The organism is Bradyrhizobium sp. SZCCHNRI3052 (assembly GCF_032484895.1).
Lineage (GTDB): Bacteria > Pseudomonadota > Alphaproteobacteria > Rhizobiales > Xanthobacteraceae > Bradyrhizobium.
Map to the genome: position 1 here is coordinate 803,857 of NZ_JAUETW010000002.1, position 14,813 is coordinate 818,669.

Sequence of the window (14,813 nt, forward strand, 5' to 3'; positions counted from 1 at the left end):
GGTTGCCGTCATCGCGAGGAGCGTGAGCGACGAAGCGATCCAGAGTTGTTTTCGCGGCCCTGGATTGCTTCGCTTCGCTCGCAATGATGAATTCCTCGCGGTCACGGCCAAACGAGGCAATGAGAGCACGATGACGTTCGATCTGGACATCAAGAACACCGTCCGCACCATTCCGGACTATCCGAAGCCGGGCATCCTGTTCCGGGACATTACGACCCTGCTGGCGGACGCGCGCGCGTTCCGCCGCGCGGTCGACGAATTGGTGCATCCCTGGGCCGGCTCCAAGATCGACAAGGTCGCGGGCATCGAGGCCCGCGGCTTCATCCTCGGAGGCGCAGTGGCGCATCAGGTGTCGGCCGGGTTCGTGCCGATCCGCAAGAAAGGCAAGCTGCCGCACAAGACGGTCAGCATGTCCTATGCGCTGGAGTACGGCACCGACGAGATGGAGATGCATGTCGACGCGGTGCAGCCCGGCGAGCGCGTGATCCTGGTCGACGACCTCATCGCCACCGGCGGCACGGCCGAGGGCGCGGTGAAGCTGTTGCGCCAGATCGGCGCGACCGTGGTGGCGGCCTGCTTCATCATCGACCTGCCGGATCTCGGCGGCGCCGCCAAGCTGCGCGCGCTCGACGTGCCCGTGCGCACGCTGATCTCCTTCGAAGGGCACTGAGAAGCGCGCGGCGGCGTCAGGACCGCTGCATCAGAAGCTCATTCTCGATCTCGCGCAGCGCATAGTAGTTGCGCCGGATCCATTGATAGAGCTCGGTGGAGGGGTCCTTCTCCTGGCGCAGGTAGCCGGTGAAGGAGAACGAAAAACGTTCGATATAGGTTCTGAGGAACGCGGGCAGGGCGGCAATGTGCAGATGCTTGCTGCGGCTGTAGAGGTCGGGGAGCTCCTCGCGCAGGACGTGGTCGTTTTCGACCACGATCAGCTGGGGCTTCGGGATCTGGCGCCGCAGGGCATCGTAGGCGCGCATCGAGACCCGGTCGCCTTCGGCGCAGAACAGAATGATCGGGACCACGTTCCGCCGCGCGGCCTCCTTCAAAAAGCCGATCTGTTCGGACATCTTGAAGAACTCGTCGAACGAGTAGTAGCCGAGGTCGATCACCTTGGGGATGCCGTCGTTGAGGATCACCCGGTCCATCAGCTGGATCTTGCCGTAGGTGTCCTCGATCGTCGCGGTCTCCGTGATCTGCGGCAGGAAGTCGAGCAGCGACGGCTCGCGCAAGGTGACGTCGAAGGCGAGCACTTGGCCGTTCTTCAGCAGTAGGAACTCGCTCAGCACCCGCGCAAGCAGCGTCTTCCCGGATTGCGGCCGGGGCGAGCAGACGATGTAGACAGGCGTCGCGGGCATCCGACCTATATCAGGTCAAATGCGGTTGCGATAAAGTCCCATCCTTCACGGAGCTGCTATTTTTCCCCGGCCGGCCGCGGCGCCGCCGCCTTGGTCGAGCCGACGATGTCGGTCAGCTTGATGCGGTCGTACTCGCTCCAGACGTTGGCGAGCCAATGCCGGACATAGCCGCGCAGCACGAAGGAGTAGTTGGCGGCCTCGTCGCGGGGACCCTTGTTGGCGACGAATTTGAGGAACGGCACCGAGGCGACCTCGACCTGCTCGAACGCCATTTCGTTGAGCTTCGGGATGGTCAGCTCGGTCGCGTCCTTGATGCGGTGGAAGTAGGAATTGTAGGTCGACTGGTCCCACTCGAAGAAGCTGGTGTTGTTGATGAAGTTCTTCACCAGGAAATATTTCGCGCCGATCATGTAGCTCGCCGTCTCGGCGATCTCGTCGAGCGAGGCGATCGACGAGCCCAGGATGTGGAACACCGCGAAGGTGATCTGGCCGGAGCGGGCGGCGTCGAGGAATCCGATGTCGCGCAGCGCGGCGAGCGTCGGCGACATCAGGCCGGCGCGGACGTCGATCACGGTCACCGACGGCGCCACCGCGCTCAGGGTGTCGAAGATCTTCATCTGGTCCGGCGTCGAATTCATGTCGACGATCTCGGTGATCTCCGGGTGGAAGCGCTTCAAGGTGCCGCGCGGATGCTCGGTGTCGAACGCCCGGGTGGGGACGTTGTTGGCGCTGAAATAATCGAGCAACGTCCGCGACACCGTGGTCTTGCCGACCCCGCCCTTGTCCGCACCCACCACAACCACTGCCGGTTTCGCCATGGAAAGTCCTTCAGCCCTGAGGCCGGCCAGGGGGCCGGCGCATTGCATTCTGCTTTGGGCGCGAACATGGCAGAAACGCTGGAGAATTCAAATTCATTGCAGCACGGGACCGGGGAAATTTGCGCCTTCGCCGCAACAGGCTGGAGCAATCGGAGGCATTCCGGCCCGCGCGTTCGAGCCGGCGAGGAAGCACTTGCAAGCGAATGGCAGGACAATTGCCCGTCGCACGGGATTGGCGGCTGAATTCCGCGGCGAAGGCGGCGACTAGTGCCGGCCCCAGGGACCGGTCGCGGGGGTGGTCCACGGTCCCTGGGGAGCGGCTTGACCCTGGCCAGATGGCGGGGCCGGGCCATCGGCCTGGCCCCAGGGACCACCGGACGGCAACGGTGGCGGAGCGTCGCCGTCTGGAGCATCGGCTCCGGTATCGTCGGGCTGTGCCTCGTCCGTGGGCAGCGCCAGCGGGCCCGGATCATGGCCGCCGGCGAACCTGATCAGCGCCTGGACCCGGGCATCGATCGAGGGATGGGTGGCGAACAGGTCGGCAAAGCCCTCGCGCGGATTGTCGACGCACAATTCCATGACGGCGGAGGTGGCGCCCGGCAGTTCGCCGCGCCCTTCGATCTTGCGCAGGGCGGTGATCATGGCGTCCGGATTCTTGGTCAGCTCGACCGACCCGGCATCGGCAAGGTATTCACGGGTGCGCGACAGGGCCAGCTTGACCACCTGGGACAGCAGCCAGGCCACCACGATCAGCACCACCGCGATGATCACGACGATGATGGCCCCGCCGCCGGAGCCCTTGCGGTCGGAGTCGGACGAGGAGGAGGACGACGACGAGCGACCCCAGCCGCCGCCCCAGCTCATGTTGGTGAACAGGCGGAAGAACAGTTCACCGAAGAAGCCGACCACGCCGGCGATGATGACGGCCACGACCATCAGTTGGACGTCGCCGTTGCGGATATGGGTCAGCTCGTGGCCGAGCACCGCCTCGATCTCCTGGTCATCGAGCGCGTCGAGCAGGCCGGTCGTGACGGTGACCGCGTATTGCCGCGGGTTCAGGCCGGTCGCGAAGGCGTTCAGCGCCGGGCTGTCCATGATCTTCAGCTGCGGCATGGTGATGCCGCGCGAGATGCAGAGATTTTCGAGCAGATTGTAAAGCCGCGGCTGCTCCTGACGCGTCACCGCGGTCCCGCCGGTGACCGCGTCGATCATCTTCTGATGGAAGAAATAGGCGATCACGATCCAGGCCGCCGCGCCCAGCGTGGCCCAGGGCAGCGCCCTGATCAGGTCGCGGGTGGCCGCGTTCATGTAATAGGCGACACTGCCATTGCCGTTGATCATGACCTCCGCGATCAGCGCGCCGGCGAACACCAGCACGTAGATCAGCAGGAACAGGCCGCCGAGCAGCAGCACCGAACGAGTCTTGTTCGATGCGATGTGGGTGTAGAGACCGTAGGCGGCCATGGCGTCGGACCCTTCAGCGCGGAGGGCGCGGGATCAGAACTTGACGCTCGGCGCGGCCTCGACTTCGGTCCGGCTGGCGCCGAGATCGAAGAACTCCTTGCGTGTGAAGCCGAAGGTCCCGGCGAACAGTGCGGCGGGCATCTGCTGGATGCCGGTATTATACTCTTGGACCGCGTTGTTGAAGAAGCGGCGGCTGGCGGCGATCTTGTTCTCGATGTCGGAGAGCTCGCCGGCGAGCTGCTGGAAGTTGGCGTTGGCCTTGAGGTCCGGATAGGCCTCGGACAGCGCGATCAGGCGACCGAGTGCGCCGGAAAGTTGGCCTTCGGCGGCCGAGACCTGGGCCGGGCCCTGCGCCGACATCGCCGCATTGCGAGCCTTGATGACCTCGTCGAGGGTGCCGCGCTCATGCGCAGCGTAGCCCTTCACGGTCTCGACCAGATTCGGAATCAGGTCGTGGCGCAACTTGAGCTGGACGTCGATGTCGGCAAAGGCCTGGCCGACCCGCTGGCTGAGGGCGACCAGCCGGTTGTAGGCGCCAAGGGCGAACAGCACGAGAATGACGATGATGCCGAGGACGATCCAGCCGGACATGACGGGCTCCGAGGGAGAGGGCGGGAGAACGAGGCGGCCGACACGCGACGGCGCCGCCGGTCCGCAGATGGACCGGCGTGCATTGGTCGCATCAGGGGGGATGCCCGTTCAAGTCGCTTGAGCCTGGCCGGTCCGTTCGATGGGCGCCCAGGCGACCGAATTGGCGTCGGAGGCAACGATGCGCAGGGCTCAATAGGGACGGGCGACCCGCCATTGCTGCGTGGGGTCGTTGCCCTTGATATCGCCGGGGGCGCTGTCGAGCTGCGAGGTGTAGAGCGGCCGGTAGCGGTAGGCCCACATCTTCTTGCCGTCGCTGCGGGTGATGACGGTGAAGTCGCCGCTGGCGGTCGCGTTGTCTGGGGCCATCAGCGGCGGCCGCTTCTCGGCACAGGCACCGTCGCAGGTCGACTTGTTCCCGGTGTTGTCCCGCTCGGTATAGTAGAGCGTCATCCCTTTTGGGTCGACCAGGACGGGACCGTTCTTGCCGACGATGGCCTTGGCCGGCGGGCCCTCCTGTTTCGGTGGGGGCGGTGCCGAGGATCCACCACCGTGGCCGTTTGCCAGGGCCGTTCCTGCCGAAGCCAGCAGCGCGGCGGTGATCATCATCGTCCTGAACATCGAAACGCGTTCCCGTGTGAGCAGCGCATTCAGCGCCTGTTGCAGCTCACCGTAGCAAGCATCGATTTCTCTCGGGTTTCGCGAAATCGCGAAAATGAGAGACAAACACGACCTGTCGTTAACCATCTGCGGCCGCGACGGTATCTACGGTCGTGGCGGCGGCTCCACGCCGTCGCCCCAGTCCCAGCGGCGGGCGGCGGCAAAGGCGGGCTTGTCGCGGCGGGGGATATTGACCGTGGCAGCGGTCCCATCGGCTTGGCACAGCTTCGCGGTTGTCGCGACCTTGGTGACCGACGGCGGCGCGAGCACGCGTGCGGCGGGCCGATGCGTTGCTGGCTTGCGGGTGAGGGCAACGAAGCTGAACTTCTCGTCCTCGAACGGGACGTCAGCCCCTTTCAGTTCGCGGTGTGCCCGCGATCGCGCCAGCCGCTGCGCGAAATGGCACCAGTCCGGTGCCACGAGGGGGCACGGCGCTGCGTGCGGGCAGGGCGCCGCGACATGAGCGCCTGCTGCGATCAGGCGGTCGCGCGCGGCGATGATGCGCTGATAGCCGGCGGGCGTGCCGGGCTCGACGATCAGCAGCGTATCGCCGGTCCTGGCCCACAGCGCATCGACGGTCGCAGAGCGCTCGGCATCCGTCAGCTCCCCGATCATGTAGCTGGCGATGACGAGATCGGCCCTTCCGGCACGATCGAGCAGCGCTCGCGCCGGTCCCAGCGCATAAGAGAGGTCGCGGAGGCGCATCGTGTCGTCAGCGAGCGTCAGCGCCAGCCCGCGCAACGCTGGATTGGAATCGACGGCGTTGAACGAGGTCAGCAGCGGAAACGCTTCCGCCGCAGCGAAGCTCGCGGTCGCTGGTCCGGCACCGACATCCAGCAGCGAGGCCGGAGCGAAGTCCGGGCTCGCCTGCATCACGGCGTTGAGGCTGGCAACGACCGCCGCGTAGGTCGCCGGCATTCGCACCGTGGCATAGGCAATGGCGTCGGCGTCGCTCGTGATCGTTCCGGAATTGCCGCCGCTGCGGTAGGCGGCCGAGATGCGGGCCGCCCGGGCGGCTGCATCCTGCCGCGACTGCCCGTGCAGCATGGCTTCGAGGGACGCCTTCAGCGCGGCGGGCAGATCAGGAGAGATCATCGGTCCTCTCCACGCGTCAGTCCGGCCGCCGCGCGGGCGGCGATCCGGAATGACGGAGCAAGATCAAGCCACCTGCTGGTCGAGGATCTTCACGGCCTCGTCGAGCGCGACCGAGACGAGCTGCGACACGCCGCGCTCGGCCATGGTGACGCCGAACAGCCGGTTCATGCGCGCCATGGTGATCGGGTTGTGGGTGATGATGATGAAACGGGTCTCGGTCGAGCCCTTCATCTCGTGCAGCAGGTTGCAGAAGCGTTCGACGTTGTGGTCGTCGAGCGGCGCGTCGACCTCGTCCAGCACGCAGATCGGCGAGGGGTTGGTGAGGAACACCGCGAAGATCAGCGCCATCGCCGTCAGCGCCTGCTCGCCGCCCGACAGCAGCGACAGCGTCTGCGGCTTCTTGCCCGGCGGCTTGGCGATGATCTCGAGGCCCGCCTCGAGCGGATCGTCGCTCTCGATCAGGTGCAGCGCCGCTTCGCCGCCGCCGAACAGCTCGGTGAACAGCCGCTTGAAGTGGTCGTTGACGGTCTCGAACGAGGATTGCAGGCGCTCGCGCGCCTCCTTGTTGAGGCTCTGGATGCCCTGGCGCAGCCGCTTGATGGCTTCGACGAGGTCGTCGCGCTCGGTGGTCAGCGCGGTATGCGAGCCCTCGACCTCGGTGAGTTCTTCCTCGGCGCGCAGGTTGACGGCGCCGAGCCGCTCGCGGTCGCGGCGCAGCTTCTCCAAGGTCTCTTCGATCTCGTGCAGCGGCGGCAGTTGCGTGTCCGGACCGATCTCGGCCATCGCCGCGACCGCCTGCGGCTCGCATTCGAGCATGTCGTGGATCTCGCGCTCGACGTCGCCGATGCGGCGCTTGGCGCTCTCCAGCCGCTCCTCGGCGCGGGCGGCCGCTTCGCGCGACTTCGACAGCGCTTCCAGCGACGCTTTCGCAGCGCGGTCGGTATCGCCCATCGCAGTCTCGGCCTCGGCCAGCGCGTCGGCCGCGACCTGGCGCTCCTCCTCGGCGATGGCGAGCTCGTCGATCAGCGCGCTGCGCTTCTCGGCGAAGATCTCCGGCGCGTTGTCGAGCTCGGCGCGCTCGTCCCTCACCTCGGCGATGCGCGCCTCGATGGTGGCGATCTGCGAGCCGGCGCCGCGGATGCGGTTGAACCAGTCGTTGCGCTCGTTGATGATCGCCTGCACGCGGCGGTCGGCGAGCTCGGCCTCGCGGGCCAGCGCCTGGGCCTCGGCGCGCACCTGGGCCGCGGCGCGGCGCTTGGCCTCGATCTCGGCGCGCACGGCCGCCAGCCGGCCATCGGCTTCGGTGGTCGCCGGCAGCTCCTCGATCGCCTCCAGCGCATTCTGGTGCAGCTCGGCGATCTCGGCGCGGTCGTGGGCGAGACGGGTCGAGGCCTCGACCAGCGCCGATTTGCGCGCCGAATGGCGATTGATTTCGCGCTCGGCATTGGCATGGCGCTCGCGCGCCGAGTTCACCTCGCGCTGCGCGGCGCGCCAGGCTTCGCGCGCGGCGCTCTCGGCGGCGGTGGCGGCCCTCACCTCGGCCTCGGCGCTCTCCAGCGCCTGGCGCTTGTTGGCGGCGTCGATGCGCGCCTGCTCCAGCTCGGCCTCGATGTCGATCAGGCGGGCGCGCTCGGCGAGACGGCGGGCCGCGCCGGTCGGCGCATGCGCGGCGGCGATGAAGCCGTCCCAGCGCCAGACGTCGCCTTCCGGCGACACCAGCCGCTGGCCGGTCCTGAGTTGAGAAACGAGTTGAGCGCCGCGATCGCGCGACACCACGCCGATCTGGGCGAGGCGGCGCGACAGCTCCGGCGGCGCCTGCACATAGGCCGCGAGCGGCTCGACGCCGTCGGGCAGCGCGGGGTCGGTGAGCTCGGCGCCGGCGACGGTCCAGTGCATCGGTGCGGAGGCATCGACCGGCGCATCGAGGTCGTCGCCGAGCACGGCGCCGAGCGCCTTCTCATATCCCTTGGCGACGGTGACGCCGTCGATGATCGGCGGCCACAGATTCTTGGTCTCGCTGTTGACCATCTTGGAGATGGTGCGCGCCTCGGTCTCCAGCCGCTGCACCCGCTTCTCGGCCTCGGCGAGCGGGGCGCGCGAGGCTTCGAGCTTCTGCCGCGCATTGGCCTGCGCCGACTCGTTGGTCTGCACCGCGGCCTCGGCCTGCGCCTCGGATTCCTCAGCCGCTTCGAGCGAGGCGGCGAGCGTGTCGAGATCACCGAGATGCGCGGTCTCCTGCGCCAGCCGCTCCTCGTCGGCGCGGACATTGGCGATGTCCTGGTCGAGGCGGGCGAGACGCTCGCGATGGCTGCGGACGTTGGCTTCGAGCTGGTTGCGGCGCGCGGTGAGGTCGGCGAGCTGCGTCGTCAGCTCGGTGAACTGGCGCTCGGTCTCAGCGAGAAGAGCCTCGGCCTCGGCGACGCGCTCGTCGACGCCGCTGCGCATCTCGACGCGCGCCTTGATCTCTTCCTTCAGCTCCGCGTCTTCGGTCTCCAGGCGCTGCAGCGCGACCTGGGCATCCTGGTTCTGCTGCTGCTCGCGCGCGACGTCGGCGGTGAGCTGCATCAGGCGGCGATCGAGCTCGCTAACGCGCTCCTTGGCGCGCACCTCCTCGCGGTCGAGCAGATCGCGGGCATTCTTCAGCCGCTGCATCGTCGCGGCGGCGCGGGCTTCGGCCTCGCGCAGCGCCGGCAGATGCGACGAACGGATCGCCTGGATGCGGGCCGATTCGGCCTGCTCGCGGGTCCGCTCCGCCATCTCGCGAACGGCGACATCGTGCACATGCGCGGCGTCGTTGAGGTCGGCATGCGCGCCCATCCAGCGCAGATGATAGAGCGTCGCTTCGGCCTTGCGCACCTTGGCCGCGACCTCGCGGTAGCGGATCGCCTGCCGCGCCTGCTTGCGCAGGCCTTCCATCTGGCCGGAGAGCTGGCCGATGACGTCCTCGACGCGCAGCAGATTCGTCTCCGCCGCCTTCAGCCGCAACTCGGCCTCGTGGCGGCGGGCATGCAGGCCGGCGACGCCGGCGGCGTCTTCCAGCACGCGGCGGCGCTGCTCAGGTTTCGCTTGAATGATCTCGCCGATCTTGCCCTGGTGGACCAGCGCCGGCGAGCGCGCGCCGGTGGCGGCGTCGGCGAACAGGATCTGCACGTCGCGGGCGCGCACGTCGCGGCCGTTGATGCGATACACCGAGCCGGCCTCGCGCTCGATGCGGCGCGAGATCTCGAGAATGTCGCGGTCGTTCACCGCGGCCGGCGCGGTCCGATCGCTGTTGTCGATCGTCATCACCACTTCGGCGTGGTTGCGCGACGGCCGCGTGTTCGAGCCGGAGAAAATGACAGCGTCCATGTCGGCGGCGCGCAGCGATTTGTGCGAGGTCTCGCCCATCGCCCAGCGCAGCGCCTCGACCAGATTCGACTTGCCGCAACCGTTCGGACCGACGACGCCGGTGAGGCCGGGTTCGATCACGAAGTCAGTCGGTTCGACGAACGTCTTGAAACCGTGAAGACGAAGACGCGTGAGTTTCATGCACAGATTCTCTGTTGGCGGGAGACGAATCTCCCAGCCCCGACAATACCATGGAAGGCAATGTCAATGTGGACTGAGTCGCCCTGGCGCCTCATTCTGAGGGCGGGACAATGGCGAGGGCTGGTCCCCAGGGCAACCCGCCGGGCCTGCTTTTCCAAGGCTTTCTCGTGGCGAACGGCCCACGAAACAGAAGCGGCCCCATTGAGGGGCCGCGCTGTGTCTTTGATGACTCAGTGATTCGAATCAGCTCTTCAGAAGCGGGTTGATCTTCTTCTGAAACTCCTCGATCGAAGCCTCGCCCTTGATCTTCTCGCCGTTGATGAAAAAGGTCGGCGTCGAATCGACTTTAAGAATGTCGCTCGCATATTTCTGGTCGGCGGCGATCTTGTCGAGCAACGCCTGGTCCTTGAGGCAGGCCTCGACCTGCTGCTGGCTGAGACCAGCCTGCTTGCCGATCCGCGTCAGCGTCTCCGTCGTGTTCTTCACCACCCAGTCGTTCTGCGAGCGGAACAGCATGTCGGTGACCGCAAAATACTTCTGCGCGTCGTCCTTGGCGATGCAGCGCGTCAGCATCGAGCCCGCGGCGGCTTTGATGTCGAGCGGGAACTCGCGGAAGATGTAGCGGATCTTGCCGGTATCGATGTATTCGGCCTTCAGCTTCGGGAACACGGTGGCGTTGAACGCCGCGCAGTGCGGGCAGGTCATGGAGGCATATTCGGTGATGGTCACCGCAGCGTCCGCCGGTCCGATCGCCATGTCGGGCAATGACTGAGGCTTGGCGACATCGGCGGCGCTCTGCGCCATCGCGTCCGAGATCAGCCGCAGCGGGGAGAAGCCGGCCAGAGCGGCGAGGCCGGTCAGCGACAGGGCAGCGGTGAAGGCGCGGCGGGTGATGATCAAGGCTCTGCTCCGAAATGGGCGCATCTCGCGCCTGAAACGCTCGTAACTCGGCTTTTCGCTAGCTTGAAACCCACCCGGAGGCAATGCCGGGCGGCAAATGGGGATCAAAGCCTCAGCGTCAATTTCGCTTGATGGCGGCGCCCAGGCGGGCCAGCGCGTCGCGCAGGGCGTCGTCCTCGATCGCGGTCAGGGTCTGCGCGACCTTCGCGACCGTCTTCGGATCGGGCGGCACCGGGCGGCGCTTCACTGGGGGGCGCAACAGCGGCCCCTGGCGCAGCGCCAGCTTGCCGACCGCGTGCCAGCCGAAGAAGCGGTTGACCCGCTCCAGGATCACGTCCGACGAATGCTGGATCTCCAGCGCCATCGGCCCCTCGACGCGCAAAATCAGCGTCGCCGGCTCCTGCGGCTGGCCCTCGACCGGCCGCGGCCATTGCATCTTCAGCGGCTGGGCGTGCTCGGCGATCTCGCGCCCCGCGATCTCCGGCCAGCGCGTCACCAGCTCGCGCGCGGCAAAGCCCTGCTTGGCATAGGCGGCCGTCAGCACGTCGCCCATCATGAGCGACAGCGGTTTTGCGGTGAGGCGGCCGGGCTTTGCCATCGATGCAGGCTTCTCGTGGTCTGCCGCCCGTCCGAGCCGCCTGGGCTCGAAGAAAGCCGTGGATGCCGCAGACGAGACGGCGGTCCAGCGGGCGACGATGGCTCCTGACGTACTAGATTAAGCCAATGGTGTCATCAGCCCTTCCTTCCAAGCGCAAGAGCCGACCAGAGAATCGCGGCTCCGCCGAGCGCCCCGCACAACTGCTCGCCTGGTACGACCGCCACCGCCGGCGGCTGCCGTGGCGCGCGCCGGCCGGGCAGCGCTCCGATCCCTATCGCGTCTGGCTGTCGGAGATCATGCTGCAGCAGACCACGGTGAAGGCGGTCGGGCCGTATTTCGAGAAATTCTTGGCGCGCTGGCCTGATGTCTCGGCGCTCGGCGGCGCCGAGCTCGACGACGTGCTCCGGATGTGGGCCGGCCTCGGCTATTATTCGCGGGCGCGCAACCTGCATGCCTGTGCCGTCACCGTGCTGCGCGAGCATGGCGGCGTGTTCCCGGACACCGAGCAGGGGCTGCGCGCGCTGCCCGGCATCGGTCCGTACACCGCGGCGGCCATTGCCGCGATCGCGTTCGATCGGCTGACCATGCCGGTCGATGGCAACATCGAGCGCGTGGTGTCGCGGCTGTTCGCGGTGGAAGAGGCGATGCCGCAGGCCAAGCCGCAGATCCAGGCGCTGGCAGCGACCCTGCTCGGGCCGTCGCGCGCCGGCGACAGCGCGCAGGCGCTGATGGATCTCGGCGCCACCATCTGCACGCCGAAGAAGCCGGCCTGCGCGCTGTGTCCCTTGAGCGAGGACTGCACCGCACGCGAGCGCGGCGACCAGGAGACGTTCCCGCGCAAGGCCGCCAAGAAGACCGGCACGCTCCGGCGCGGCGCCGCCTTCGTCGTCACCAGGGGCGACGAGCTGCTGGTGCGCTCGCGCCCCGCAAAGGGCCTGCTCGGTGGCATGACCGAGGTTCCCGGTTCGGAATGGCTCGCCGGCCAGGACGATGCCGACGCGCTCGCCCAGGCGCCGGAGCTGGCCGGTGTGAAACGCTGGCACCGCAAGCTCGGCGTCGTCACCCACGTCTTCACGCATTTCCCGCTGGAGCTCGTGGTCTATACCGCGCGGGTCCCGGCGCGGACACGCGCACCGGACGGCATGCGCTGGGTGCCGATCGCGACGCTCGACGGCGAGGCGCTGCCCAATGTGATGCGCAAGGTCGTCGCGCACGGGCTTGGGGATTGATCTCGCCGCTGCTGACACGAGGCTGGCAGCAGTGCGGAGCTAGAACGGGCGCATAGAGGAGACGCCCATGGTCGCAACCGCACTCGATACGCTGACCCCGCCACCCTGCGCAAAACTGCTCGGATGGCGGTTGCTGGACGCCAACCCGGCCGACGGCTGGATTAAGATTGGCTTCGACGGCAAGCAGGAGTTCTGCAATCCCGCCGGCTTCATCCAGGGCGGCCTGCTTGCATCGATGTTGGACGACACGATGGGGCCCGCCGTCTTTATCAGAACCGAAGGTCGGCTCTACACGACGACGGTGAGCATGACCGTCAACTATCTTGCGCCGGCGCAGCCCGGGCCGATCGTGGGCGAGGCGCGCGTGCTTCAACTCGGCAAGACCATCGCCTTCATCGAGGGACGTCTTACCAACGGCGACGGCGCCCTGATCGCAACCGCGAGCGCAAGTGCGCGGCTGGTGGAGGCGGCTAAGGCGCTCGCCAAATAATGCGACCCTCAAGCTTAAACCACGGGGCGGGCGGGACGTTCCGCTATGTGTTCCTTCTACGAGAACTGTATCCACGCGCTCAGCCGTCGTCCCGGCCTTGAGCCGGGACCCATACCCACAGGCAGTGGTTTGATGCACAGGGGTCATTGGCATTTTGCCCATCACGACGGCGGCGGCTTGTCCGGGACGACAGCGGTGGACGAGGCGGACTCACTGCTCAACCAGCGGCTTGAATGAGCAACAGAGACCGGGACGCGTCCGCGTTCGCGCGGCACATCATGCCCGAGGCTTGCGATCAGTTCATCCCTTGCGCGGGGGCGGGGCGTAAAACGGGGCCGCAGTTCGGCGGCCCCGCTTGCTCCGATCAATTCGGCTCGTTAATTCGGCTTGGGCGTCTCCACCACCAGCGCCACCATCCGCCGCACCAGCGGCAGGACAGCGAGCAACGTGGGGAACGCGACGAGCCAGGAAATGGCCCATGCTGCGGGCCAGGTCGCGATGAACGCCTGTGTCGGTCCAAGACTCTTCAGCGTGGCGATCGCGGAGACGACGAACGTCATCAGCACCGAGAGTGTCAGTGGCATGACGACGGCCGCATAGCGCGCCGGCAGTTTTCTGCGCGCGCGCCGTTCACCAGATGGTTTCATGATTGCAGTTCCGGAATTCGATCGGTCGATCACGGGCAACGCGTCCTGCATTCCTCCGGATCGAGCCGATCCGTTGAATGCGTTGCCTGACGTGAGACGCTTACGGTGCGCATCAGCGCAGCAGGCGTCTGATAGCCTGACAACAAGGCGGACGCCAGCCAAAAAACTGAACGAGCCGGAATTCATGCCGCTGCTGCGCTAGCCGGTTTGGAGGGGAGGGTGGGCAAAGGCGCCCATCACCGTACTCACCACGGACTGCGCTCGATCCCGCGCCGTGCCCACCATCTGACTCGGAGTACGCAGCACGGCGGTGGGCACGCCGCCGCCCTGCCGGGCGGCTGCTTTGCCCACCCTGAGCGACCTCAACTGCATCAACGCATTTTGCTGTTGGCGGCCTGACAGAGCACGACGCGCGGGCGCCGGATGCTCAAGTCGGTTTCGTCGGACGTCCTGGCGCGCCGAGTTCGCGACCCGTTTCCAGCATCAGCGTGCGCAGCCAGATCGACCCCGGCTCGACCTGCGCCCTGGTCGGATAGAACATGTATTGTTCGTCGATGCCAGGATCGAGCGGCGGCGCGACGGTCGACAGCGACAAGGCCTGCGCCAGCGCCGCGATCAGGCGGCGCGGCACGAAGGCGACGAGATCGGTGCGCGCGGCGACATGCAGCGCCTCGATGTAGCTCGGCACGACCAGCGCGATCCGCCGCTCCCAGCCCTTGCTGCGCAGCCAGCCGTCGATCAGGTCCTCGCTCTGGCCGCGCAGCACCACCGCGACATGCCGGGCGGCCAGGAAGGCGTCTCGCCGGTTCAGTCGCCTGCCGGCCGGATGACCGCGCCGCACCGCCAGCGCATCGCTGTCGGTGTAGAGCAACTGGCGATGGAAGCCCTTGAAGGCGTTGCCGATCGAGATCACCATGTCGATGGTGCGGGCGAACTCGGCGTGGAAGATCGCAGGGCCTCGCCAAGGCACGACGTCGATGCGGAGGTTGGGCGCGGCGCGCGTCACCTTGGCCATCAACGACGGCATCAGCAGCTCGACCGCGAGATCAGGCATCATCAGGCGAAATTGGCGTTCGCTCCGTGCAGCGTCGAACGCGTCGGGCGTGAACAGGCCGCGCACCTGATCCAGCGCCTGGGCGAGCGGGGCCTGCAGCGCAAGGGCGCGCGGGGTCAGCTCCATCCGCGCGCCGGTGCGGACCAGGAGGGGATCGCCGAGCAAGTCGCGCAGCCGCTGCAGCGCGTGGCTGGTGGCCGGCTGGGACAGTCCGATCCGCAGCGCAGCCCGGCTGACGCTGCTCTCGCGGAGCAGCGCGTCGAGCGCCACCAGCAGATTGAGATCGAGTGCGGCCAAATTCATAGGACGAATTAATATCATATCCGATATCGATTGGAAGAATGCGCCGCCACCCGTCATGCTTCGCCCTGTCGCAGAGGAGATCGG

At 67.1% G+C, this 14,813-nt stretch carries 14 protein-coding genes; 3 read left to right on the forward strand and 11 right to left on the reverse strand.

Annotated elements, in window-relative coordinates:
- Positions 1-130 precede the first annotated feature (130 nt).
- Positions 131-670: an adenine phosphoribosyltransferase gene (locus QW887_RS08875; RefSeq protein WP_172133418.1), complete on the forward strand. Its 540-nt coding sequence runs from the start codon at positions 131-133 to the stop codon at positions 668-670.
- 16 nt (positions 671-686) lie between these two features.
- On the opposite strand, the gene QW887_RS08880 is transcribed toward QW887_RS08875, so the two are convergent.
- The 9 genes from QW887_RS08880 to QW887_RS08920 form a co-directional block, all read right to left on the reverse strand.
- Positions 687-1,355: a hypothetical protein gene (locus tag QW887_RS08880; RefSeq protein ID WP_315717273.1), complete on the reverse strand. Its 669-nt coding sequence runs from the start codon at positions 1,353-1,355 to the stop codon at positions 687-689.
- A gap of 56 nt (positions 1,356-1,411) precedes the next feature.
- Positions 1,412-2,173 (reverse strand): hypothetical protein, encoded by a 762-nt coding sequence (locus tag QW887_RS08885; RefSeq protein ID WP_009025709.1) that lies wholly within the window; start codon positions 2,171-2,173, stop codon positions 1,412-1,414.
- Between the two features lie 264 nt (positions 2,174-2,437).
- On the reverse strand, positions 2,438-3,637 hold the full coding sequence (locus QW887_RS08890) for a M48 family metallopeptidase (protein WP_316171351.1): 1,200 nt from the start codon (positions 3,635-3,637) through the stop codon (positions 2,438-2,440).
- Between the two features lie 33 nt (positions 3,638-3,670).
- Positions 3,671-4,228, reverse strand: coding sequence for a LemA family protein (locus tag QW887_RS08895; RefSeq protein ID WP_315717271.1), 558 nt, complete (start codon positions 4,226-4,228; stop codon positions 3,671-3,673).
- 189 nt (positions 4,229-4,417) lie between these two features.
- Positions 4,418-4,846, reverse strand: coding sequence for a hypothetical protein (locus QW887_RS08900; protein WP_316171353.1), 429 nt, complete (start codon positions 4,844-4,846; stop codon positions 4,418-4,420).
- Between the two features lie 144 nt (positions 4,847-4,990).
- Complete coding sequence (locus tag QW887_RS08905; RefSeq protein WP_316183786.1) at positions 4,991-5,980, reverse strand: small ribosomal subunit Rsm22 family protein; 990 nt, start codon at positions 5,978-5,980, stop codon at positions 4,991-4,993.
- Positions 5,981-6,043: 63 nt separating this feature from the next.
- The gene (gene smc, locus QW887_RS08910) at positions 6,044-9,508 is read right to left on the reverse strand and encodes a chromosome segregation protein SMC (RefSeq protein ID WP_316192295.1); all 3,465 of its coding nucleotides are present in this window, start codon (positions 9,506-9,508) and stop codon (positions 6,044-6,046) included.
- Positions 9,509-9,751: 243 nt separating this feature from the next.
- Complete coding sequence (locus QW887_RS08915) at positions 9,752-10,408, reverse strand: DsbA family protein (RefSeq protein ID WP_315717267.1); 657 nt, start codon at positions 10,406-10,408, stop codon at positions 9,752-9,754.
- A 118-nt stretch (positions 10,409-10,526) separates the two neighbouring features.
- Positions 10,527-11,006 carry a DUF721 domain-containing protein gene (locus QW887_RS08920; protein WP_315717265.1) on the reverse strand — a complete coding sequence of 160 codons (480 nt, stop codon included), beginning with the start codon at positions 11,004-11,006 and terminating at the stop codon, positions 10,527-10,529.
- A 125-nt stretch (positions 11,007-11,131) separates the two neighbouring features.
- Between QW887_RS08920 and mutY the strand changes: the two genes are divergently transcribed.
- Both mutY and QW887_RS08930 read left to right on the forward strand, forming a co-directional pair.
- Positions 11,132-12,235 (forward strand): A/G-specific adenine glycosylase, encoded by a 1,104-nt coding sequence (gene mutY, locus QW887_RS08925; RefSeq protein WP_316194382.1) that lies wholly within the window; start codon positions 11,132-11,134, stop codon positions 12,233-12,235.
- Between the two features lie 67 nt (positions 12,236-12,302).
- On the forward strand, positions 12,303-12,725 hold the full coding sequence (locus QW887_RS08930; protein WP_315750414.1) for a PaaI family thioesterase: 423 nt from the start codon (positions 12,303-12,305) through the stop codon (positions 12,723-12,725).
- A 377-nt stretch (positions 12,726-13,102) separates the two neighbouring features.
- On the opposite strand, the gene QW887_RS08935 is transcribed toward QW887_RS08930, so the two are convergent.
- Positions 13,103-13,372 (reverse strand): DUF2798 domain-containing protein, encoded by a 270-nt coding sequence (locus tag QW887_RS08935; RefSeq protein WP_316194501.1) that lies wholly within the window; start codon positions 13,370-13,372, stop codon positions 13,103-13,105.
- Between the two features lie 427 nt (positions 13,373-13,799).
- The gene (locus tag QW887_RS08940) at positions 13,800-14,729 is read right to left on the reverse strand and encodes a LysR family transcriptional regulator (protein WP_316194383.1); all 930 of its coding nucleotides are present in this window, start codon (positions 14,727-14,729) and stop codon (positions 13,800-13,802) included.
- Between the last annotated feature and the right edge of the window lie 84 nt (positions 14,730-14,813).